The organism is Klebsiella sp. RC2, assembly GCF_014192815.1.
GTDB classification, from domain to species: Bacteria; Pseudomonadota; Gammaproteobacteria; order Enterobacterales; family Enterobacteriaceae; genus Klebsiella; species Klebsiella variicola.
Window position 1 is genome coordinate 128,870 of record NZ_JACHYL010000009.1, and the last position, 22,609, is coordinate 151,478.

24 protein-coding genes are annotated in these 22,609 nt (G+C 57.5%); 13 read left to right on the plus strand and 11 right to left on the minus strand.

Going from position 1 to position 22,609, the window contains the following annotated elements; translation table 11 throughout:
- The first annotated feature begins 28 nt into the window (after positions 1–28).
- Positions 29–2,302, plus strand: coding sequence for a YgiQ family radical SAM protein (locus FHW76_RS23800; RefSeq protein WP_162822796.1), 2,274 nt, complete (start codon positions 29–31; stop codon positions 2,300–2,302).
- Between the two features lie 86 nt (positions 2,303–2,388).
- On the opposite strand, the gene dkgA is transcribed toward FHW76_RS23800, so the two are convergent.
- Together dkgA and yqhD are read right to left on the minus strand one after the other, a co-directional pair.
- Positions 2,389–3,216: a 2,5-didehydrogluconate reductase DkgA gene (gene dkgA / locus FHW76_RS23805; RefSeq protein ID WP_008806502.1), complete on the minus strand. Its 828-nt coding sequence runs from the start codon at positions 3,214–3,216 to the stop codon at positions 2,389–2,391.
- Between the two features lie 145 nt (positions 3,217–3,361).
- Positions 3,362–4,525 (minus strand): alcohol dehydrogenase, encoded by a 1,164-nt coding sequence (yqhD, locus tag FHW76_RS23810; RefSeq protein ID WP_008806500.1) that lies wholly within the window; start codon positions 4,523–4,525, stop codon positions 3,362–3,364.
- A gap of 196 nt (positions 4,526–4,721) precedes the next feature.
- Between yqhD and FHW76_RS23815 the strand changes: the two genes are divergently transcribed.
- Positions 4,722–5,621 carry an AraC family transcriptional regulator gene (locus FHW76_RS23815; RefSeq protein WP_012967218.1) on the plus strand — a complete coding sequence of 300 codons (900 nt, stop codon included), beginning with the start codon at positions 4,722–4,724 and terminating at the stop codon, positions 5,619–5,621.
- Positions 5,622–5,670: 49 nt separating this feature from the next.
- Here the strand turns inward: FHW76_RS23815 and yghB are convergent, their stop codons facing one another.
- Together yghB and metC are read right to left on the minus strand one after the other, a co-directional pair.
- Positions 5,671–6,330: a DedA family general envelope maintenance protein YghB gene (gene yghB, locus FHW76_RS23820; protein WP_004205217.1), complete on the minus strand. Its 660-nt coding sequence runs from the start codon at positions 6,328–6,330 to the stop codon at positions 5,671–5,673.
- Positions 6,331–6,461: 131 nt separating this feature from the next.
- On the minus strand, positions 6,462–7,649 hold the full coding sequence (gene metC / locus FHW76_RS23825) for a cystathionine beta-lyase (protein WP_008806499.1): 1,188 nt from the start codon (positions 7,647–7,649) through the stop codon (positions 6,462–6,464).
- 250 nt (positions 7,650–7,899) lie between these two features.
- Here metC and exbB point away from each other — a divergent pair, with 250 nt between their 5' ends.
- The 5 genes from exbB (at position 7,900) to FHW76_RS23850 (ending at position 11,074) form a co-directional block, all read left to right on the plus strand.
- The gene (gene exbB / locus FHW76_RS23830; protein ID WP_004174395.1) at positions 7,900–8,631 is read left to right on the plus strand and encodes a tol-pal system-associated acyl-CoA thioesterase; all 732 of its coding nucleotides are present in this window, start codon (positions 7,900–7,902) and stop codon (positions 8,629–8,631) included.
- Between the two features lie 6 nt (positions 8,632–8,637).
- Positions 8,638–9,063: a TonB system transport protein ExbD gene (gene exbD, locus FHW76_RS23835; RefSeq protein ID WP_183477043.1), complete on the plus strand. Its 426-nt coding sequence runs from the start codon at positions 8,638–8,640 to the stop codon at positions 9,061–9,063.
- 140 nt (positions 9,064–9,203) lie between these two features.
- Positions 9,204–9,698: a TIGR00645 family protein gene (locus FHW76_RS23840; protein ID WP_008806498.1), complete on the plus strand. Its 495-nt coding sequence runs from the start codon at positions 9,204–9,206 to the stop codon at positions 9,696–9,698.
- Between the two features lie 122 nt (positions 9,699–9,820).
- Positions 9,821–10,708, plus strand: coding sequence for a YghX family hydrolase (gene yghX / locus FHW76_RS23845; RefSeq protein ID WP_023298222.1), 888 nt, complete (start codon positions 9,821–9,823; stop codon positions 10,706–10,708).
- 78 nt (positions 10,709–10,786) lie between these two features.
- The gene (locus tag FHW76_RS23850; protein ID WP_032731255.1) at positions 10,787–11,074 is read left to right on the plus strand and encodes a DUF2623 family protein; all 288 of its coding nucleotides are present in this window, start codon (positions 10,787–10,789) and stop codon (positions 11,072–11,074) included.
- 72 nt (positions 11,075–11,146) lie between these two features.
- Here FHW76_RS23850 and yghU read toward each other — a convergent pair whose 3' ends face one another.
- Positions 11,147–12,013 (minus strand): glutathione-dependent disulfide-bond oxidoreductase, encoded by an 867-nt coding sequence (yghU, locus tag FHW76_RS23855; RefSeq protein ID WP_008806496.1) that lies wholly within the window; start codon positions 12,011–12,013, stop codon positions 11,147–11,149.
- Between the two features lie 47 nt (positions 12,014–12,060).
- On the minus strand, positions 12,061–12,621 hold the full coding sequence (locus FHW76_RS23860; protein WP_049011378.1) for a thioredoxin domain-containing protein: 561 nt from the start codon (positions 12,619–12,621) through the stop codon (positions 12,061–12,063).
- A gap of 20 nt (positions 12,622–12,641) precedes the next feature.
- Between FHW76_RS23860 and FHW76_RS23865 the strand changes: the two genes are divergently transcribed.
- The 3 genes from FHW76_RS23865 to FHW76_RS23875 all read left to right on the plus strand — a co-directional run bounded on the left by FHW76_RS23865 (position 12,642) and on the right by FHW76_RS23875 (position 16,032).
- Positions 12,642–12,764, plus strand: a complete 123-nt coding sequence (locus FHW76_RS23865) for a hypothetical protein (RefSeq protein WP_004217169.1) — start codon at positions 12,642–12,644, stop codon at positions 12,762–12,764.
- Positions 12,765–12,840: 76 nt separating this feature from the next.
- Positions 12,841–14,706, plus strand: coding sequence for a bifunctional glutathionylspermidine amidase/synthase (gene gss / locus FHW76_RS23870; RefSeq protein WP_008806494.1), 1,866 nt, complete (start codon positions 12,841–12,843; stop codon positions 14,704–14,706).
- Between the two features lie 144 nt (positions 14,707–14,850).
- Positions 14,851–16,032: a PLP-dependent aminotransferase family protein gene (locus FHW76_RS23875; RefSeq protein WP_008806493.1), complete on the plus strand. Its 1,182-nt coding sequence runs from the start codon at positions 14,851–14,853 to the stop codon at positions 16,030–16,032.
- Between the two features lie 196 nt (positions 16,033–16,228).
- On the opposite strand, the gene FHW76_RS23885 is transcribed toward FHW76_RS23875, so the two are convergent.
- The 3 genes from FHW76_RS23885 to FHW76_RS23895 all read right to left on the minus strand — a co-directional run bounded on the left by FHW76_RS23885 (position 16,229) and on the right by FHW76_RS23895 (position 17,650).
- Complete coding sequence (locus FHW76_RS23885; RefSeq protein WP_032731253.1) at positions 16,229–16,417, minus strand: hypothetical protein; 189 nt, start codon at positions 16,415–16,417, stop codon at positions 16,229–16,231.
- A gap of 199 nt (positions 16,418–16,616) precedes the next feature.
- Positions 16,617–16,961, minus strand: coding sequence for a hypothetical protein (locus FHW76_RS23890; RefSeq protein ID WP_012540552.1), 345 nt, complete (start codon positions 16,959–16,961; stop codon positions 16,617–16,619).
- 86 nt (positions 16,962–17,047) lie between these two features.
- Positions 17,048–17,650, minus strand: a complete 603-nt coding sequence (locus FHW76_RS23895) for a short chain dehydrogenase (protein WP_012540553.1) — start codon at positions 17,648–17,650, stop codon at positions 17,048–17,050.
- 97 nt (positions 17,651–17,747) lie between these two features.
- Here FHW76_RS23895 and FHW76_RS23900 point away from each other — a divergent pair, with 97 nt between their 5' ends.
- Entirely contained in the window at positions 17,748–18,659 is a 912-nt protein-coding gene (locus tag FHW76_RS23900) for a LysR family transcriptional regulator (RefSeq protein ID WP_023298220.1), read from the plus strand.
- Here the strand turns inward: FHW76_RS23900 and FHW76_RS23905 are convergent, their stop codons facing one another.
- Both FHW76_RS23905 and FHW76_RS23910 read right to left on the minus strand, forming a co-directional pair.
- Positions 18,660–19,808 carry a PLP-dependent aspartate aminotransferase family protein gene (locus FHW76_RS23905; RefSeq protein WP_008806488.1) on the minus strand — a complete coding sequence of 383 codons (1,149 nt, stop codon included), beginning with the start codon at positions 19,806–19,808 and terminating at the stop codon, positions 18,660–18,662.
- Between the two features lie 11 nt (positions 19,809–19,819).
- On the minus strand, positions 19,820–21,196 hold the full coding sequence (locus FHW76_RS23910; protein ID WP_012967222.1) for a cystathionine beta-synthase: 1,377 nt from the start codon (positions 21,194–21,196) through the stop codon (positions 19,820–19,822).
- A 595-nt stretch (positions 21,197–21,791) separates the two neighbouring features.
- Between FHW76_RS23910 and FHW76_RS23915 the strand changes: the two genes are divergently transcribed.
- Together FHW76_RS23915 and FHW76_RS23920 are read left to right on the plus strand one after the other, a co-directional pair.
- On the plus strand, positions 21,792–22,085 hold the full coding sequence (locus FHW76_RS23915; protein WP_004150912.1) for a DUF1778 domain-containing protein: 294 nt from the start codon (positions 21,792–21,794) through the stop codon (positions 22,083–22,085).
- Entirely contained in the window at positions 22,082–22,567 is a 486-nt protein-coding gene (locus FHW76_RS23920; RefSeq protein WP_060875993.1) for a GNAT family N-acetyltransferase, read from the plus strand. The genes FHW76_RS23915 and FHW76_RS23920 overlap by 4 nt, the downstream gene beginning before the upstream one ends.
- Positions 22,568–22,609: the final 42 nt, after the last annotated feature.

The window sequence follows — 22,609 nt, forward strand, 5'->3', positions numbered from 1 at the left end:
TCAACCCTGGCCGGAACACGGTCAGGGTTTGAGAAAATCCTCCTTCATTTCCACTATCATTCCGGCTTATAATCCACGCCCTTTTGGTTATTTTTTTATCATTTCCCCCGGAAGCAATATGAGCGCAATATCCCTGATCCAACCGGATCGTGACCTTTTTTCCTGGCCGCAATACTGGGCTGCCTGTTTTGGCCCTGCGCCATTTTTACCGATGTCGCGTGAAGAGATGGACCAACTTGGCTGGGATAGCTGCGACATTATTCTGGTGACCGGCGACGCCTACGTCGACCACCCGAGCTTCGGGATGGCCATCTGCGGCCGTATGCTGGAAGCGCAGGGGTTCCGGGTGGGGATCATTTCCCAGCCGGACTGGAACAGCAAAGACGACTTTATGCGCCTGGGTAAGCCGAACCTGTTCTTCGGCGTGACCGCGGGCAATATGGACTCGATGATCAACCGCTACACCGCCGACCGTAAGCTGCGCCATGACGATGCTTACACCGCCGGCAACGTGGCGGGTAAACGCCCGGACCGCGCCACCCTGGTCTACACCCAGCGCTGTAAAGAGGCGTGGAAAGACGTGCCGGTGATCCTCGGCGGCATCGAGGCCAGCCTGCGCCGTACCGCGCATTATGATTACTGGTCCGATACCGTGCGCCGCTCGGTGCTGGTGGACTCCAAGGCCGATATGCTGATGTTCGGCAACGGCGAGCGTCCGCTGGTGGAAGTCGCGCATCGCCTGGCGATGGGCGAAACCATCGACCAGATCCGCGATGTGCGCAATACCGCCATCATGGTGAAAGAGGCGCTGCCGGGCTGGAGCGGCGTCGATTCCACCCGCCTGGATACGCCTGGCAAAATTGACCCGATCCCGCATCCGTACGGTGAGGATCTGCCGTGTGCCGATAACAAGCCGGTTGCGCCGAATAAGCAGGAAGCCAAAAGCATCACCGTGCAGCCGCCGCGGCCCAAACCGTGGGAAAAGACCTATGTGCTGCTGCCTTCCTTCGAGAAGGTGAAAGGCGATAAGGTCCTGTACGCTCACGCTTCGCGTATTCTGCACCATGAAACCAACCCCGGCTGCGCCCGGGCGCTGATGCAAAAGCATGGCGAACGCTATATCTGGATCAACCCGCCGGCAATCCCGCTCTCGACTGAAGAGATGGACAGCGTCTTCGCGCTGCCTTACAAGCGTGTGCCGCATCCTGCTTACGGCGACGCGCGTATCCCGGCGTATGAGATGATCCGTTTCTCGATCAACATCATGCGCGGCTGCTTCGGCGGCTGTTCGTTCTGCTCAATCACCGAGCACGAAGGGCGCATTATCCAGAGCCGTTCAGAAGATTCGATCATTAATGAAATCGAAGCCATTCGCGACACGGTGCCCGGCTTTACCGGGGTGATCTCCGATCTCGGCGGACCAACGGCCAACATGTATATGCTGCGCTGCAAATCGCCACGCGCCGAGCAGACCTGCCGCCGTCTCTCCTGCGTCTACCCGGATATCTGCCCGCACATGGATACCAACCATGAGCCGACGATCAATCTTTACCGTCGCGCCCGTGAGCTGAAGGGCATTAAGAAGATCCTCATTGCCTCTGGCGTACGCTATGACATCGCCGTCGAAGATCCGCGCTATATCAAAGAGCTGGCGACCCACCACGTCGGCGGCTATCTGAAGATCGCCCCGGAGCATACCGAAGAGGGGCCGCTGTCGAAGATGATGAAGCCGGGGATGGGCAGCTACGACCGCTTTAAAGAATTGTTTGATACCTATTCGAAGCAGGCGGGTAAAGAACAGTATCTGATCCCGTACTTTATCTCCGCTCACCCGGGGACCCGTGATGAAGATATGGTGAACCTGGCGCTGTGGCTGAAGAAACATCGCTTCCGTCTCGACCAGGTGCAGAACTTCTATCCGTCGCCGCTGGCGAACTCGACCACTATGTATTACACCGGCAAGAACCCGCTGGGCAAGATTGGCTATAAGAGCGAAGAGGTGGTGGTGCCGAAGGGCGATAAACAGCGCCGTCTGCATAAAGCGCTGCTGCGCTATCACGATCCGGCAAACTGGCCGCTGATCCGTCAGGCGCTGGAGGCGATGGGTAAAAAGCACCTGATTGGCTCACGCCGCGACTGCCTGGTGCCTGCCCCGACGCTGGATGAGATGCGCGAAGCGCGTCGCCAGAACCGCCATACCCGTCCGGCGCTGACCAAGCACACGCCGATTGTACATCAGCGTTCTAACGGTGAAACGACGGCGAAAAAACCGGTCAAACGCGGTAAAGTCGCCGGGCGTTAAGCCTGATGTTGTGCCCGGTAGCGCTTTGCTGACCGGGCCAGTTAGAGAGCCGGATAGGCGTCAGCGCTATCCGGCTTTTTTATATGTTAGCCGCCAAACTGATCCGGATCGGGCCCTAAACGCTTGCCCTGGTCCAGCTTCGCGATTTCGCTGAGTTCGTCTTTGTCGAGACGGAAATCCCAGACGTTAAAGTTTTCCGCGATACGCGACGGCGTCACTGATTTCGGGATCACCACCAGACCGCTATCAAGATGCCAGCGGATGACGATTTGCGCCGGCGTTTTGCCGTACTTATCGGCGAGCTGGTGGATGACTTTCTGATCGAACACCCCTTTACCGCCCTGGGCCAGCGGGCTCCAGGATTCGGTCTGGATCTTGTGGGTGGCGTTCCAGGCATGCAGTTGACGCTGCTGCAGCAGCGGATGGAGCTCAATCTGGTTGATCACCGGTGCGACGCCGGTTTCATCAATCAGCTTCTGCAGATGCGGGACCTGGAAATTACACACGCCGATGCTTTTCGCCAGCCCCTGCTGCTGCAGCTCGATCAGCGCCTGCCAGGCTTCGACGTAATGGCCGATCGCCGGCACCGGCCAGTGGATTAAGTAGAGATCCACATAGTCGAGCTTCAGCTTGCTGAGGCTCTCTTTCAGCGCCTCGTGCGGCCGTTTTTGATCGTCGTTCCACAGCTTGGTGGTGATGAACAGCTCATCGCGATTGACGCCTGCGCTGTGCAGCGCGTTGCCGACGCCGGCCTCATTTTGGTACGCGGCGGCGGTGTCAAAAGAGCGATAACCGACTTCCAGCGCCTTATGAATGGCGGAGACGACTTCCTCGTTGCCAGCTTTCCACACGCCGAGACCCAGCTGCGGCATCAGGTTGCCGTCGTGTAGTTTTATAACGGTTGGATGTGTCATGCCTTCCTCCTGTTAATGAACTCGGCGAGGCAGAATCCGCCGAGGGGTAGCATTAAGTCTGGACGAAATAGCTAAAAACGGTAGTAAAAACACCTCTCCCCGACGTTTGTTTAACGTAAGGAGAGGTGAATCAGGCGGGGTTAAATTAGCGAGCAGCCTCGTAAATACGGCGGCTGACGTCCAGGGTGATATCCTGATGTTCGCCCAGTTTGGTCATGCCGTGCTCTTCCAGTTTCGCCAGCAGCGCCGGGATGGAGCTACCGTCGAGACCGTAATCGGAGAGGCGGGTCGGCACCCCCATCTGCTCGAAGAAACTACGGGTTGCGGCAATAGCGGCATCGATACGCTGTTCTTCGGAGCCCTCGGTGATATTCCATACGCGCTCGGCATACTGCAGCAGCTTCGCGCGCTTGGTATCGCGTTTCTCATTCCACAGCGCCGGCAGCACGATAGCCAGCGTCTGGGCGTGATCCAGACCATGCATCGCCGTCAGTTCGTGGCCGAGCATATGGGTCGCCCAGTCCTGCGGTACGCCAGCGCCGATAAGACCGTTCAGCGCCTGAGTCGCCGCCCACATAATATTAGCGCGCACGTCGTAGTTCTCTGGCTCCTGCAGCGCTTTCGGGCCATCTTCCACCAGCGTCAGCAGAATGCCTTCGGCGAAACGGTCCTGAATTTTGCCGTCAACCGGGTAGGTGACGTACTGTTCAACGGTATGGACGAAGGCGTCAACCACGCCGTTGGCGACCTGGCGCGGTGGCAGAGTGTAGGTGTAAACCGGGTCGAGGATCGCGAACTGTGGCTGGACGTGCGAAGACATAAACGCGCGTTTGTCGCCGGTGGTTTTCCGCGAAATCACCGCCCCTTTGTTTGATTCAGAACCGGTCGCTGGCAGAGTCAGAACCGAACCCATTGGAATGGCGCTGGCGATCTTACTGCCGTAAGTTTCCAGAATTTCCCATGGATCGATAGCGGCGTCGTAATGGGCCGCCGCGGCGATGAACTTGGTGCCATCCAGTACTGAACCGCCGCCGACCGCCAGCAGGAAGGTGACCTTCTCTTCACGGGCGAGCTTCACGGCGTTCATCAGAGTTTCGTAAGATGGGTTCGGCTCGATGCCGCCAAATTCAAGGACATCCAGGCCATTCAGGGCGGTGAGTACCTGATCCAGGACGCCCGTTTTTTTCACGCTGCCGCCGCCGTAGGTGATCAGTACGCGAGCCTCCGCCGGGATCTGTTCACGCAGCTTTTCAATCGCGCCTTTGCCAAACAGAATGCGGGTTGGGGTATGCAGGTCAAAATTATTCATTGCTAGTGTCCTCAAAAGAGTAAAACCGCCGACAGGGACGATACCGCTGCCAGATGACGGTTATTGTGGTCCTGGCGCCGTTGACCCTCAATGCACATTTCTGCCGATGTCTTGCCTATTTCTCCATGTGGCTGGAGAATTCTCGCCAGCCTGCGCACAATGTATGGGTGAAGAAACATCGGGAGAGGCGGTGGCAATGCAACACGCACAGATATGCCAGATATTGACAGAGAAGATTAACCAGCTGAAAGATAAGCACGAACTGTTAAGTTCGCTGCTGCCTGACGTCCGCCTGCTGTATGGGACGCAGCCGGGTACCCGGACGCCGGTGATGTATCAGCCGGGGATCGTTTTTCTCTTTTCCGGCCATAAAATTGGTTATATCAATGAGCGGACTTTTCGCTACGACACAAATGAATATCTGCTGCTGACCGTGCCGCTGCCCTTCGAATGCGAAACCTTTGCCACCCCGGAGGTGCCCCTCGCCGGGATGCGTCTGAACGTCGATATCCTGCAACTGCAGGAGCTGCTGATGGATATTGGCGAGGATCCGCTGTTTCAGCCCGCCGTCGCTTCCAGCGGAATAAATTCGGCAGTGCTTTCCGAAGATATTTTATGCGCTGCCGAACGGCTGCTCGACGTCATGGATCGTCCGCTGGACGCGCGCATTCTTGGCAAGCAGATTATCCGTGAAATCCTCTACTATGTGCTGACGGGCCCCTGCGGCGGCGCACTGCTGGCGTTGGTCAGCCGACAGACCCATTTCAGTTTGATAAGTCGCGTGCTGAAACACATCGAGAGCCAGTACACCGAAAACCTGAGCGTCGATCGGCTGGCGGCAGAGGCGAATATGAGCGTCTCGGCGTTTCACCATAATTTTAAATCGGTGACCAGTACTTCACCGCTGCAGTATCTGAAAACCTACCGTTTGCACAAGGCGCGTATGCTGATGATCCATGACGGCATGAAGGCCAGCGCGGCGGCGATGCGGGTGGGGTATGAAAGTCCTTCGCAGTTCAGCCGCGAGTTTAAGCGCTACTTCGGTATGACGCCCGGGGAAGATGCCGCACGAATTCGCACGATGCAGGGCATGTAATATCGGGAAGGGCAAGCCGGGCGGGCGCAGGCCCCCCGGCAGGTGGCCGTCAGGCGCTGCAGTATTTCTTTTTGATCACCACGAACAGCGTGCCGAGCAGGCCCGCCAGCAGCAGAGCAATCGGCAGGATCATCAGGCAGGTCATGACCTGATCTTCATGGCGCTTCACAAACGGGATCATGCTCAGCGCATAGCCGAGACCCGTGACCACGCCAACCCACAGCAGGGCGCTCAGCCAGTTGAAGAACTGAAAGCGGCGGTTCGGCAGGCCGGAAATCCCCGCCATGGTTGGCAGCAGGGTGCGGACAAATGCCAGAAAGCGGCCCGCGAGCAGCGCCAGCAGGCCGTGGCGATCAAACATACAGGTGGCGCGCTGATGGTACTTATGCGGCAGATGCGCCAGCCAGCCTTTCACCGTTTGCGTATTGCCCAGCCAGCGCCCTTGCACATAGCTCAACCAGCAGCCGAGGCTGGCGGCGGCGGTCAGAATGGCGATAGTGGGCACAAAGTCCATGACGCCTTTAGCAATCAGCGCGCCGGCGAGCAGCAGCAGGCTGTCCCCCGGTAAAAAGGACGCGGGCAGCAGCCCGTTTTCCAGAAACAGGGTGGCGAACATAACCAGATATACAACGCCCACAACGTGAGGGTTCGCCAATGCGGCAAAATCATGTTGCCACAACGCGGCGACAATCTCTTGAATGACAACCATGGACTTTCCTAAGTGGTACCGTATTGTTGACTAGTGTACTCCTGAAGAGACCCGAGCACCTTGATCCCGGGCGCAACAAAAGCGGCCGCTTTGCTAAAAAGCGTCCGCTATTGTTGCCACTGACTGTCACTTTACACGATACGCGCGAAGCCCGCTGCTAAATCCGCCTGCAGATCGTCAACATTTTCGAGACCAATGTGCAAACGGATCAACGTGCCGCTGAAGTCGACTTCCGCATCCGGTCGGATGTGAGCGATTTGCTCCGGCTGATTGGCCAGAATCAGCGATTCAAAGCCGCCCCACGAGTAGGCCATGCTGAACAGGCTGAAATTGTCGAGGTACTCGGCCAGTTCGGCATCATTGAGGCGCTTGTTGAGTACAAACGAGAACAGCCCGCTGCTGCCGGTAAAATCGCGCTTCCAGAACTCATGGCCTTTACTGCCGGGCAGGGCGGGGTGGTTGACCCGCGCCACCTGCGGATGCTGCGCCAGCCACTCGGCGATGCGCAGGCTGCTTTCATGATGCTGACGCAGGCGCACGCCCAGGGTGCGCAGGCCGCGGCTGGTCATATAGGCGGTATCGGCGTCCAGCATTTGTCCCATCAGATAGGCATTCTCACGCAGCTGCGGCCAGCAGCGCGCGTTCGCCACCGCAGTGCCGACCATGGCGTCGGAATGGCCGATCAGGTATTTGGTACCTGCCTGAATAGAAATATCGATGCCAAAATCCAGCGCTTTGAACAGGATCCCCGCCGCCCAGGTGTTATCGATCATGATAATCGCTTCCGGCGCGACCTGACGCACGGCGGCGACAATCGCTGGCACATCATGCACTTCCATGGTGATGGAGCCAGGCGATTCAAGGAACACCACGCGGGTCTCCGGCCGAATAAGTTGGGCAATATCGGCGCCGATGAGGGGATCGAACCAGCTGGTGGCGACGCCGAGTTTAGCGAGAATTTTGGTACAAAAATCCTGGCTTGGCTCATAGGCGGTATTGGTCATCAGCACATGGTCGCCCTGTTCGACGAACGCCAGGATGGTGTTGGCCACCGCGGCCGCGCCACAGGGGAAGAGGGCGCAGCCGGCGCCGCCTTCCAGCTCGCACATCGCTTCCTGCAGTGAGAAGTGGGTCAGGGTGCCGCGACGCCCGTAGAACAGCTCGCCGTTAGCCCGGTTGCGGGTGGCGTGTTTTTTGGCTTCCACGGTATCGAAAACCAGCGATGACGCGCGCTGGATCACGCTGTTCACTGAGCCCTGGGTATATTTTTTGCTCCGTCCGGCGTTGACCAGCGCGGTATCAAGATGTTTATCAGCCATGTTGATGAACCTGTTTTTATACGTCTGGACGTCTAAACTAGCATGAATCTTCTTTTCTGTACCAGTGCGGCGCCGATACAGGCGAAAATTTTACCAGGCCCGCAGTAAGCCGCTTTTTTACTGCGTGAGCGCAAGGAAAATAAACGTGATTTGCTGCACAGTGTAAATACTAATGAGAACCACTATCAATTCGATGTCGTTTTGATATTATTGTGGGCAGATTTTGTGATTATCGTCGTGGAGATAGAGCGTGGGTAATAATTTGATGCAGGCGGATCTCTCCGTTTGGGGTATGTATCATCATGCCGATATTGTCGTTAAGGTGGTGATGATTGGCCTGATTCTGGCGTCGGTCGTCACCTGGGCCATCTTTTTCGGCAAAGGGGCGGAAATCCTCGCCAGCAAGCGTCGCCTCAAACGTGAACAGCAGCAGCTGGCGGAAGCCCGCTCTCTCGATCAGGCCAGCGATATCGCCAGCGCCTTTGAGGCGAAGAGCCTGACCACCCAGCTTATCAATGAAGCGCAGAACGAACTCGAACTCTCTGCCGGTGCGGAAGACAATGAAGGCATCAAGGAACGCACCGGTTTCCGCCTTGAGCGCCGCGTCGCGGCGGTCGGTCGCCATATGGGGCGCGGCAATGGTTATCTGGCCACCATCGGCGCCATTTCGCCGTTCGTGGGTCTGTTCGGGACCGTCTGGGGCATCATGAACAGCTTTATCGGTATCGCCCAGACGCAGACTACCAACCTTGCGGTGGTAGCGCCGGGCATCGCGGAAGCGCTGCTGGCGACGGCCATCGGCCTGTTCGCCGCCATCCCGGCGGTGGTCATCTATAACATCTTTGCCCGCATGATTGGCAGCTACAAGGCCTCGCTCGGCGACGTCGCCGCTCAGGTGCTGCTGCTGCAAAGTCGCGACCTGGACCTCAGCGCCAGCGGTGTGAAGCCGGTGCGTAGCGCGCAGAAATTACGGGTAGGTTGATCGGCTATGGCGATGCGTCTTAATGAAAATCTGGACGATAACGGCGAAATGCATGAGATCAACGTGACGCCGTTTATCGACGTCATGCTGGTTCTGCTGATTATCTTTATGGTGGCTGCGCCGCTGGCGACGGTTGACGTGAAGGTGAATCTGCCGGCCTCCTCCAGCCAGCCGCAACCGCGACCGGAAAAACCCATTTATCTGTCGGTGAAGGCGGATAAGAGCATGTTCCTCGGCAACGACCCGATTACCGAAGCGAATATGATTAACGCCCTGGATAGCCTGACCGCCGGCAAAAAAGATACCACCGTCTTCTTCCGCGCGGATAAAACCGTCGATTACGAGACGATGATGAAAGTGATGGATGCCCTGCATCAGGCGGGCTATCTCAAGATCGGGCTGGTGGGCGAAGAGACCGTCAAAGCCAAATAACCCGATTCTGTTCCTGAAAAGGCTGGCCGCGCGCCGGCCTTTTTTATGGCCGTCTGCCGGCGATGTGTTGGCCTGGCGTTGCCATCACGTTATCTGTCTGAGATATAATGTCGCTTCTTTTTGTTAACTAACAGGATTATATGGAACGCTTTCTGGAAAACGCTATGTACACTTCGCGCTGGCTGCTGGCACCGGTTTATTTTGGCCTTTCGCTGGGACTGGTCGCGCTGACCATCAAATTTTTTCAGGAGATCGTCCACGTTCTGCCGCATATCTTCAGCGTCAGCGAGTCGGAATTGATCCTGACGCTGCTGTCGCTGGTGGACATGACCCTGGTGGGTGGCCTGCTGGTGATGGTGATGTTCTCGGGCTATGAGAATTTCGTGTCGCAGCTGGATATCAATGAAGGGAAAGAGAAGCTGAGCTGGCTCGGTAAAATGGACGCCACCTCTCTGAAGAATAAAGTCGCGGCGTCAATTGTGGCGATCTCCTCTATCCACCTGCTGCGGGTGTTTATGGATGCGAAAAACGTGCCGGACAACAAGCTGATGTGGTACGTGATTATCCACCTGACCTTCGTCCTTTCGGCCTTTGTGATGGGCTATCTCGATCGTCTGAACAAAGTGAAACACTGATCTCTTCTCTCCCGGCGGTGTTAGCCGCTGGGCTTTTTTCTCCCCCGTTTCTGCTTCTCTGCGCTGGCGTATGTCCGGGCTTCTGCTTTGCTTAAAGGGCGCTTAACAACGGAGGCAAGGTGATGACGCGATTAACGGCCAAAGATTTCCCGCAGCAGCTGCTCGAGTATTATGACTACTATGCCCACGGCAAAATCAGCAAACGCGAGTTTCTCCAGCTGGCGGGGAAATATACTGTCGGCGGGATGACCGCGCTGGCGCTGTTTAATCTGCTGAAGCCCGACTATGCCCTGGCAGAGCAGGTACTGTTCACCGATCCGGATATCCGTCCGGAGTATATTCATTATCCCTCTCCTGACGGCCACGGCGAAGTGCGGGCTTACCTGGTGACGCCGACGAAAATAGCCGACAAAGCGCCCGCCGTTGTGGTGGTACATGAGAACCGAGGCCTCAATCCCTACATTGAAGACGTAGCCCGGCGGGTCGCGAAAGCGGGATATATCGCGCTGGCGCCTGATGGCCTGAGCGCCGTCGGCGGCTATCCGGGGAATGATGATGAAGGCCGCGCGCTCCAGCAGAAAGTCGATCCCGTGAAGCTGATGAATGATTTTTTTGCGGCGGTCGCGTTTATGGCGAAGCATCCACAGGCGACGGGGAAGGTCGGTATCACCGGGTTTTGTTACGGCGGCGGCGTCAGCAACGCGGCGGCGGTGGCGATCCCGGAGCTAGCCTGCGCGGTGCCGTTTTACGGCCGCCAGCCGCCGCTGAAGGAGGTCGATAAAATTAAAGCGCCGCTGCTGCTGCACTATGCCGGCCTCGATAGCGGCATTAATGAAGGCTGGCCCGCCTATGAACAGGCGTTGAAGGAACACCATAAAGTCTACGAGGCCTATCTCTATCAGGGCGTGAATCACGGCTTTCATAATGATTCCACGCCGCGCTACGATCGGGCTGCGGCTGATCTGGCCTGGCAACGCACGCTGGCATGGTTTGAGAAGTATTTACGCTAGCGCAAACGACATAAATAGCGCTACCGCTCGCTCAAAAAAACGCTATATAATTTATTATACAGCGATTGGGAGGGCGCGATGGAAAATCATTTTGGCAAAGGCTTAATGGCGGGGCTACAGGCATCCTATGCTGACACCGCCGCGCATGCGGCGAATTTTTGCGCCGACTATAAACGCGGGTTTGTGCTCGGCTACTCGCACCGCATGTTTGAAAAAACCGGCGACCGTCAGCTCAGCGCGTGGGAGGCGGGGATCCTGACCCGTCGCTATGGCCTTGACAGAGATAGGTTGATGGATTTCTTCAAAGAAGGTGGGTCGGGTATGGCGATGCGCTATTTTCTGGCGGGCTATCGGCTGGAAAGCTAAACAGGACGGCTTCGCAGGCGGAGCCGTCCTGTGGTGGGAACCCTTTCCCGTCAGCGGGAAAGGGTGAAGACCTTACGCCTGGCGCTTATCTTCCGTTTGGGTGTCAAAGTCGCGGGCGTCGTGGCGCTCATGTAGCTGCTCATTGAGCGGGCCGTTGGTGCGGTTGACGATGCGTCCGCGCTTGACGGCCGGGCGGTTGCCGACATCCTGCGCCCAGCGCAGCACGTTTTTATAGCTCCCGGCGTCGAGGAACTCCGCCGCGTTATAGACATTGCCCAGCACTACGTTGCCATACCACGGCCAGACAGCCATATCGGCGATGGTGTACTCCTCGCCGGCCACATAGCGACCGCGGGCGAGCTGTTTGTCCAGCACGTCGAGCTGGCGTTTGGCTTCCATCGTAAAGCGGTCGATCGCGTACTCGATCTTCACCGGCGCATAGTTATAGAAGTGGCCGAAGCCGCCGCCGAGGAATGGCGCCGCGCCCTGCAGCCAGAACAGCCAGTTGAGGGTTTCGGTGCGGCCGGCAGGATCTTTTGGCAGGAAGAAGCCAAATTTTTCCGCCAGATAGAGAAGAATGTTGCCGGACTCAAATACCCGGGTCGGCGGCGTGGTGGAGTGGTCGCTGAGGGCCGGGATCTTCGAGTTCGGGTTGATATCGACAAAGCCGCTGGAAAACTGATCGCCTTCGCCAATGCGTATTAGCCAGGCGTCGTACTCCGCGCCGCTGACGCCCAGCGCCAGCAGCTCCTCCAGCATGATGGTCACCTTCTGGCCGTTGGGCGTGCCCAGTGAGTATAGCTGGAGCGGATGGGTACCGACCGGCAGGACGCGTTCATGGGTCGCGCCGGAAACGGGACGGTTGATATTGGCGAACGCGCCGCCGCTGTTTTGCTTCCATTCCCACACTTTGGGTGGCTGGTAGTTTTGCTCTGACATGCTGGTTTGCCTTTTTCGTGGATGTACAAAAAGTGTAGCAGGTGACCTCAGGCCATAATCCGCGCAGCCCACATGCTGACATCATCACCGCTGCCCAGATCCGGCTGCACCAGGCCATTGACCATAAAGGTCGGCGAGACGTGAATGCCGTTCTGACGGGCGTATTTACTGTGCCACTTGATCACGTCCTGCAGCTCCGGGCGGGCAAAGGCGGCCCCCAGCAGCACGTGACTGTAACGTTCAATGCGTTCAATGATTTGCTGCGGCGTGGCGTTCATATTCGGCCCGCTGCAGTGATCGATAAACTCAAACTCTTCCCGATGGTCGGCCACGGCCTGCATCACTTTATGCGCCTGCTCTCTGCCGTGCGGCAGGGTAGACGCGGCGAGGATGCAGCGGACAATCACCCCGGAGAACAGATGCCACGGCTGCGACTGCAGGCGTATCTTGATGGTGACGTTATCGGCGCCGACCTCATCAAGCAGGTCGTCGAGCTTATTAAACGCGCGGACAGAGTAGGGGCAGGTGGGCTCAAGGAACACCTCAAACGTCCGCGGGCCGTGTCCCCAGACCAGCGGTTGGGCATTCAGATGCGAGGGTGTGCTCATTGTCGACTCCTGATGTTGCGTTGTTTTTTTGTTATATCACCGATAACGATATCACTTTTGTTTCCGGCTGCAGGGTTATTTTCCTTAACGGCACGATTAGCGAAACGAATGAGTGGTATCATCGTTACACCTCTGTCTGGTAAGTGCCTGCGGCAGGATAAGAAGAGGGAGTTTTGTTTCGCCAACTGCCCGGGCTGCATTAATTTGAGGTCAGGCTAAATGAGCAAAGGATCGACAAGCAGTGACGCCCCGTTTGGGACATTGTTAGGCTACGCGCCCGGCGGCGTGGCGATTTATTCATCGAATTACAGTAGCTTAAATCCGCAGGACTACCCGGATGACGCGACGTTTCGCAGCTACATCGGCAATGAGTATATGGGGCATAAATGGCAGTGCGTCGAGTTTGCACGCCGCTTTCTGTTCCTGACCTACGGGTTTGTCTTTACCGATGTGGGGATGGCATATGAAATCTTCTCCCTGCGTTTCCTGCGTGAAGTGGTCAATGACAATATTTTGCCGCTGCAGGCCTTCGCCAACGGTTCCCGCCGTCCGCCCATCGCCGGTTCGTTACTGATCTGGCAGAAGGGAGGCGAGTTTAAGCACACAGGCCACGTCGCGGTGATCACCCAGCTTGTCGGCAATAAAGTGCGTATCGCCGAGCAGAACGTCATTCACTCGCCGCTGCCGCAGGGCCAGCAGTGGACCCGCGAGCTGACCCTCGAGGTCAACGCCGGCCGGTACACCATCAAAGATACCTTTACCGATACCGAAATTTTAGGCTGGATGATCCAGACCGCCGATACCGAACACAGCCTGCCGCAGCCGGTGCTGCCGGGCGAGGCGATGGCGATCAAAGGCGCGCGGCTGCCGAACAACGGCCAGTTCCGCGGCAAATGGCTGAACGAGAAAGATCCGCTGCAGAAAGCCTACGTGGCGGCCAACGGCCATTTCATCAACCAGGATCCCTACCAGTATTTCACCATCAGCGAAAGCGCCGAACAGGAGCTGATCAAAGCCACTAACGAGCTGCACCTGATGTATCTGCACGCCACCGATAAGGTGATGAAGGATGATAACCTGCTGGCGCTGTTTGATATCCCGAAAATCCTCTGGCCGCGTCTGCGTCTCTCCTGGCAGCGCCGTCGTCATCATATGATCACCGGGCGCATGGATTTTTGCATGGACGAGCGCGGGCTGAAGGTGTACGAGTACAATGCCGACTCCGCCTCCTGCCATACCGAAGGCGGGCTGATCCTTGAACAGTGGCTGAAGCAGGGCTACTACGGCACCGGCCACAATCCGGCAGAAGGTCTGCTCGATGAGCTGGCGGGGGCGTGGAAACACAGCCGGGCGCGGCCCTTCGTCCACATCATGCAGGACAAGGATCTGGAAGAGAATTACCACGCGAAATTTATCCAGCGTTCGCTGACCCAGGCCGGTTTTGAGAGCAAAATTCTCTTTGGCCTTGATGAGCTGCGCTGGGACGCTGCCGGCCAGCTGATTGACGCTGACGGGCGGCTGGTCAACTGCGTCTGGAAAACCTGGGCATGGGAAACCGCCATTGAGCAGGTGCGCGAAGTCAGCGCCGATGAGTACGCGGCGGTGCCGATTCGTACCGGACATCCGCAGAATGAGGTGCGGCTGATTGACGTCCTGCTGCGTCCTGAAGTATTGGTATTCGAACCCCTGTGGACGGTGATCCCGGGTAACAAAGCGATTCTGCCGGTGCTGTGGTCGCTGTTCCCGCATCATCGCTATCTGCTGGATACCGATTTTGTGGTTAACGACGAGCTGGCGAAAACCGGCTATGCCGTGAAGCCCATTTCCGGACGCTGCGGGAACAATATCGATTTGATCGGTCCTCAGGATGAGGTTCTGGATAAGACCAGCGGCCAGTTTGTCGATCGCAAGAATATCTACCAGCAGCTGTGGTGCCTGCCGAAAGTGGACGGTAAGTACATTCAGGTGTGCACATTTACCGTTGGTGGTAACTACGGCGGTACCTGCCTGCGCGGCGATTCGTCGCTGGTGGTGAAAAAAGAGAGCGATATCGAGCCGTTAATCGTTTTGAAAGACAAAGCATGACGTGCGAAACCCGGGTAGCGGCATACCCCTGTCCGGGTGACAACGTACAGAAAAGGATAGCCCCGGCATGGTCAGCGCCGCCGGGAACACCTGCAACGAAGCGAAGATAATTAACACAACAACAAGACAGAAAAGGAAAATAGTATGCACGATCGGCGTCTCGCCGCCCGCGCGGGTGAACTCAAGCCCTCCGCCGTCCGCGAACTTCTCAAGCACAGTAAACTGCCCGGCGTGATCTCGCTTGGCGGCGGCATTCCGGCCCCGGAATTGTTTGATACCGAAGGCCTGGAGCTGGCGGTGCAGAAGGTGATGAGCGAACGTTTTCATGACGCATTCCAGTACGGTCTGACGGAGGGCTACCCGCCGCTACGTCAGGCGGTGAGTGAAATCTGTCACTCCCGTGGCGTGACCTGTTCTCCCGCTCAGGTCTATATCACCTCCGGCTCGCAGCAATCGCTGGATATCGTTGCTCGTACGCTGCTCGATCCAGGTGACACTATCGTCGTTGAACGTCCCACCTATCTGGCGGCGCTGCAGGTGTTTCAGCTGGCGCAGGCCAATATTCTCAGTGTCGACACCGATGATGACGGGATGCTGGTGGAGCAACTGGCCGACCTGCTGGAGACCACCCGCGTCAAAGCCGTTTATCTGGTGCCGACGTTCGGCAACCCCGGCGGCAAAACGCTGAGCGAGACGCGTCGTCGTCGCCTGGTTGAGCTGGCGAAAAAATATGACTTCGTCATTCTGGAAGACGATCCCTATGGCGAAATTAGCTTCACTGACGCCGTTCGACGCCCGCTCTATCAGCACGCGGTTGAGCTGGGCTGTGAAGATCAGGTGGTCTACACCTCGACCTTTTCGAAGATCCTCGCGCCGGGGATGCGCATCGGCTGGGTCGTGATGCCGGACTGGCTGGCGCAGCAGACGGTGATCGTCAAGCAGGCGGCGGATCTGCATACCAATATGCTTTCGCAGGTGATCACCGCGGAGTACCTCGGCATGAACCGGCTGGAGAACCAGATCGCGTTGATTCGCGAAGACTACCGCAAGAAGTGTGTGGCGCTGGCCGACGCGCTGGAAAGCCGCCTTGGCGAGCACCTGGAATTCAGCCGCCCGCAGGGGGGCATGTTCCTGTGGGCGCGTTTCCGCTATCCGTTCGATACCATGGAATGGATGAAGAAAACGCTGGAAAACGGCGTAGTCTACGTTCCTGGCGAAGCGTTCTATCACGATAAGCCGGATACCCGTACTCTGCGTCTCTCCTACTCCACGGTGTCTGAGGCCGGGTTGCTGACGGCCGTTGAGCGGCTGGCGGCCTCCCTGTAATGACTCTGCTGTGCGCCGCTTAACGACGGCGCACAGCCCTTCGCGGCGAGAGCGGGAGGAACTGACGTTAGCGTCCAGCGCCAGGGTCAATCTGTCTCGGCGATCCGGTCATCCAGCCAGACCAGCATCAGCGATGCGAGAAAAGCAACCGCAAAGGTGCCAATAAACAACCACATAAATGTCCCTCGCGGGTTAATTATTTTTCTGATTTTACCGGAGAGCGATCGTTTCGGTCGGAGATGGAGATTTTTGTCCCAGCAGAATGGCTGGCGAGAGAGAAAAAGTCATCGGCATCAATATCGAAGTTGAGAATAATTTCCCTGTATTTCCCACAGTTAATCAATGCGTTGGCTTCTTTAATACTACTGGCAATAATGACTGGCATCAGTTTTATCTCATTTTGAAAACTGAGAAGCAAAATAAGAGTTAGTTCGTACCAGATCAACTACTTTTTATAGTATGTCGCAGCAGAAAAAAACGTCATATCGCGGCCCCGCAAGAGCGGGGTGTTTTATGGCGGTCATCTGGCTACCAACAGCACAATCTCATTCGACGCTGAAGATATACTGCGATTTCGCCCCCCATCAGGATGATTTTCCCTGCTGTTTTTCGCGCAATATCTCGCCACAGCGCTGCCGATCTTCGCCCAGTGTTTGCTGCTCCTGCGCGCTGAGCTGGCGCCAGGTGTCCAGCATCCGCTGCCCCAGCGCCGGCAGGTAATGGGTTTTATGCAATGCATAGTCCGAATTTCCCCCTTCGACGATATTTTGCATATCGTGGAGGAACTGGCGGCTGTCGTCATGATCGATCATGCAAAAGACTGCCCGGTAGTAGGCTTCTTCATCTGCGGTGTAATGCGGGGTGAACCACCAGACCAGCAGCGCGATAAGCGCCAAAAGCGGGATAATAAAAGGTAATTTTTTCAACATCAGTTTTTTGGCCGGAGACAATCAGCCGTCAGTGTACCTGCAATGACGGCCTGATGTAAGCGCCGGCCCCGGCGGGCCGGCACAGGCTAGTAGCCGACCGGGTAGATGCGGCCGGTCTGAACGCCTTCAATGCTGCGACGATAGGCCTGCGCCACGGCGGCGGCGGGGACGCTGGCAAAGCCCGGGAAAAAGTCGCCGTAGGCCGCCAGCGACTCGCTGAGCACGGTGGGGCTAATGAGATTGATGCGGATCCCGCGTGGCAGTTCGCAGGCGGCGGCGCGCACAAAGCCTTCCAGACCGGCGTTGACCGTCGTGGCATTGACCCCCTGAGCAATGGGCTCCTGGGCGACAATACCGCTGACCAGAGTAATCGACCCGCCGTCACGCAGGAAATGCTGCCCGATCAGCGCCAGGCGAATTTGCCCCAGCAGCTTGTCCTGCAGCCCGAGGTTGAACTGACTGTCGGTCATGGTGCTTAACGGCCCAAAGTGCAGATTGCCGGTGGTGGAGACAATCGCATCTACTTCGCCCGTTTGGGCAAATAGCGCCTCGACGCTCTCCTGCGAGGTGATATCCACCTGATAATCTCCCCGGGTGCGGCCGACGCGGATAACGTCATGTCTCTGGCTCAGCTCTTCGCTGACCGCGCGACCGATGGTGCCGCTGGCACCGATAACGATAATTTTCATGGCTGTCTCCTGATGAGGTGAGACGCTATTCTTTAATAAAACGAATATCGGATAAACTGGCTAAAAGTTAGAACATTACTAACCAGAGGTTAGCAATATGGATAAGCTGCGAGGGATGGAGACGTTTATTGCCGTGGTGGAGTGCGGCAGCTTTACCGGGGCGGCGTCGCGCCTGGGGCTGTCGGCGGTGATGGTCGGGAAATATATCGCCCAGCTGGAAAGCCAGCTGGCGACGCGTCTGCTGGAGCGTAACACCCGACGCCAGAGCCTCACCGACGCCGGGCGGGTCTATTTTGACGAAGCGAAACGGGTGATGGAGCAGGTCTCCATCGCCGAAAGCGCGGTCGAGCGGCTGCGGCTGGCGCCCGCCGGCACCCTGCGGGTGAGCGCCCCCACCTCGTTTGGCGCCAGCGTGATCGCGCCCCTGACCGCCACCTTCCTGCAGGCCTGGCCTGCGGTCCGGGTGGAACTGGATCTGACTAACCGGATGGTCGATCTGGTGGATGAGGGGGTCGATCTGGCGATCCGCATTGGCGAGATCCATCAGGAGGATCTGGTGGCCCGCTATCTGGCGCCGTATCGGATGGTGATCTGCGCCGCGCCGGCTTATCTGGCGCGTTACGGGACCCCCGGGACGCCAGAGGATCTCGCCGATCATCTCTGCCTGTCCCATACGGTCTGGACCGCCCGCAATGAGTGGCGACTGCCGGGCATAGAGGGGGAAGTGCGCTGGAAACGCGATGCGATTTTACGCTGCAATGATGGTTACGCGCTGCGCCAGGCGGCAATCGCCGGGGCCGGGCTGCTGATGCAGCCGGAGGTGCTGCTGGCCGATGCGCTGACCAGCGGCAGCCTGGTGCGGGTGCTGGAGGCCTGGACCCCGCAGCCGAGACCCGTGCATCTGCTCTGGCGCCAGGATCGTCGGCCCCTGCCGAAGCTGACGCAGTTTATCGCCCATCTTCAGCAGGGAATGGCCGACGCGCTGACAATGACCCGCGCGTCGGAATAATCACTCCTCCCGCAGCGCCTGCTGCCAGTCGGCAATCAGATCGTTGGGATCTTCGATCCCCACCGACAGGCGGATCAGCTGGGGCGTGATGCCATTCGCCAGACGTTTCTCCAGCGGGATCGAGGCATGGGTCATGCTGAAGGGCTGGCTCACCAGACTCTCCACGCCGCCCAGGCTCTCCGCAAGCGTAAACCAGCGCAGCTTGCTGATAATGCGCTCGGCGTAACCTTCATCGCCCTTCACCACCACCGAAATCATGCCGCCGGGCAGCGCCATTTGCTGCCGCGCCAACTGATGATGCGGGTGCGAGGCCAGCCAGGGGAACCAGACTCGCTCCACTTCCGGCTGCTGTTCCAGCCATTCGGCGAGCTGCAGCGCGTTCGCGCTGTGGCGCTCCATCCGCAGCGCCAGGGTACGGATACCACGTAGCGTCAGGAAGCTGCTGAACGGGTCAAGTACCCCGCCTACCGCATTCTGCAGATAGCCAAGCTTTTCCGCGAGCTCGGAGTTATCGCCAACCACCGCCAGGCCGGCGACGACATCGGAATGGCCGTTGAGGTATTTGGTCGCGGAGTGCACCACAATATCAAATCCATGCTCCAGCGGGCGATGGATCGCCGGCGAGGCGAAGGTGTTATCGGCGACGCTGATCAGGTTATGGCGTCGCGCGATGGCGGCGATGGCGCTGAGATCCGCCAGCTTCAGCAGCGGGTTGGTGGGCGTTTCCACCCAGATCATGCGCGTATCGGGGCGGATCGCCGCTTCAATCCCCTTCAGGTCGTCGGGTTTCACCCAGCTCACCTGCAGACCAGCGCTACGGCGGCGCACGTTTTCCAGCAGGCGGTAAGTGCCGCCATACACATCATCGACCGCCACCAGGTGACTGTCCTTATCCAGCAGCTCCAGCACGGTGGAGATGGCGGCCAGCCCGGAGGCGAACGCGTAGCCGCGCGTGCCGTTTTCCAGGTCGGCGATCGCCGTCTCCAGCGCGTGGCGGGTAGGGTTCCCGCTGCGGGAATATTCATAGCCGGTATGCTGCCCCGGCGCCGGCTGAGCAAAAGTGGAGGTGGCGTAAATCGGCGGCATCACTGCGCCGTGGCTGTCGGTGAAGGTTCCGCTATGTACGCTCAGGGTGTGGATAGATGACATAAAAAAATTCCTTATTGTGCGACTCGGTTACGCCAGGCGGTTAGAACATCGCTGCGGGTGACCAGGCCAAGAAAACGCGCGTTGTCAGCGATCACCGCCACCAGACCGCGATCGAGAATAGCCTGCAGTTCGCTCTCTGGCGCACGCTTATCGAGAGTTTCAACATGGCGGCTCATCGCTTCGCTGACCGGCAGGGAGAAGCGTTGGCGATCGCCCTGTACGTGGCGGATCAAATCCCACTCATCGACAATGCCGACCACGTGGCCATCCTCCAGCACCGGCAGCTGGGAGATGTCATACAGCCGCATGCGGGTAAAGACTGCGGCCAGGGTGTCGTCCGGCGCGGCCGTGACGGTGGCGCCTTCGTCATGGCGCAGGGCGATAAAATCACTGAGATCGCCCTGTTCGGGCCGGGCGATCAGTCCTTGCTGGCGCATCCAGTCATCGTTGAACATTTTGGACAGGTATTTATTGCCGCTATCACAGGCGAAGGTCACCACCCGTTTCGGACGGCTTTGTGCCCGGCAGTAGCGCAGGGCGGCGCTGAGCAAGGTGCCGGTGGAAGAGCCGGCCAGCACGCCCTCGACCTGCAGCAGCTGGCGCGCAGTCTGGAACGCTTCGCTGTCGCTGACGCGATACGCGGTATGCACCCCCTCCAGCCTGGCCAGAGGCGGGATAAAATCTTCGCCGATCCCTTCGACCAGCCAGGATCCCGTTTCGCCGTAGCGACCGGTATCAACCTGATCGGCAAGGATCGAACCCGCCGGATCGGCGAGAATAAATTCCGTTTTCGGCGAGTGTTCAGCAAACCAGGCCTGAAGCCCGCCCAGCGTGCCGCCGGAGCCGACGCCGACAACGACGGCGTCAATGTCGCCCTCCAGCTGCTGATAAAGCTCCGGCGCGGTGGAGGTGGCATGGGCCAGCGGATTGGCGTCGTTATTAAACTGGTCGATATAAAAGGCGCCCGGCGTTTCATCGGCAAGGCGGCGGGCATAATCCTGATAATAGGCCGGGTGGCCTTTATTGACGTCGGAACGGGTGAGCAGCACCGTCGCGCCCAGCGCCCGCAGGTGAAAGATTTTCTCGCGGCTCATTTTGTCCGGCACCACCAGGATCAGCCGGTAATTTTTCTGCGCCGCGATCAGCGCCAGGCCGAGGCCGGTGTTGCCGGCGGTGGCTTCGATTATCGTTCCTCCGGGCGCCAGTTTTCCCTGGCGCTCGGCTTCATTAATCATCGACAGCGCAACGCGATCTTTAATTGACCCGCCGGGATTCTGATTTTCCAGTTTTAAAAACAGACTGCAGGGGCCGGTATCCAGTTTGTGCAACTGGAGCAGGGGAGTATGACCGATCAGGTCGCTCACGGAATGAAACAGTGACATAACCATTTACCCACTCGTTTAAGATATTTTTGCATGGTAGAGCTGTGAAAACGGTAATTTAAAGAACATTTCTCTGACTGTTAGCGTCAAATGGAATATAAGATGCTATTTGGCCATCTGGAGGGAAAGCAGGGTAGCCACCTGGGCGGATCGATTTCCAGAAAAGGGCGTTTTTAGCCGCTTTTTGCGACAAAATGGCGATTTTAATCAGCGTGTTATCTGATATCTGAAAATGTATTTTCGAAAAGATTCTATGGGGAACAGGCCTTAATGGCACAGAGGATACGGCGTGGTAGAAACCCATAGGCACCGATGCAGGGTGTAGAAAAGAGAAAACCCGTCTTTTTGGCGATCACTATTGTCTGTGCGCGATCGTCTTAAGTGCATGACCACTTGGATTTCTGTCAGTACTTCTTGTGCTATAGAGTGTTAAGTGGTGAGGGTATTTTGGGTTTTAAATCATAAAGATGACATTATTTGCATAGGCAATAAATGGGTTTAAGTCTTCGTGAGATTTCATCTGAGTTCTGTATTTCGTAATGACATTAGCGTTACATTGATTGTATAATTACTGTCCAGCCATCGACTAAAGGATAGAACTATGCCAGCCGCAAACAGCATGTCCATAAAACGCGAAACGTTAAATCTGCGCATTAAACCTGCCGAACGCGATCTTATTGATCGGGCGGCGAAAGCCAGAGGGAAAAACCGCACCGACTTTGTGCTGGAGGCCGCCCGCGCTGCCGCTGAGGAAGCGTTAATTGAGCAACGTATCATCATGGCGGATCCGCAGGCTTATCAGGAATTTCTCGCTCGTCTGGATCAGGCTCCTGCACCTAATGCCGCACTGCGTAAAACTATGCAGACCCCTGCGCCGTGGGAACAGGAAGAATGATCTCGGCACCAGAACCGCTTCATGCCGGGCATATTCTTACCCCGTTTTGCTGCGGTATAGATTCCATGGATTACTGGCTGAAACAGCGGGCGATGAAAAATCAGGTTACTGGCGCATCCCGCACCTTTGTCTGCTGCGACGACGCGAAGGTGATGGCTTACTACTCACTGGCTTCCAGCGCTGTGACGACAAATACTGCGCCGGGTCGTTTTCGCCGCAATATGCCTGACCCGATCCCAGTTGTGGTGCTGGGTCGTCTGGCGGTGGATAAATCACTACATGGGAAAGGTGTCGGGCGGGCCCTGGTACGTGATGCCGGGCTGCGTGTGATTCAGGTGGCGGAGACTATCGGCATTCGCGGGATGCTGGTTCACGCCCTGTCGGATGAAGCACGGGATTTTTACCTGCGGGTGGGGTTTGAGCCGTCGCCGATGGATCCGATGATGTTGATGGTGACGTTGAGGGATTTGGTTCATGCCTGATGGGTATTATTTAAATATAATTATCAAAAGATATCGTTGTCT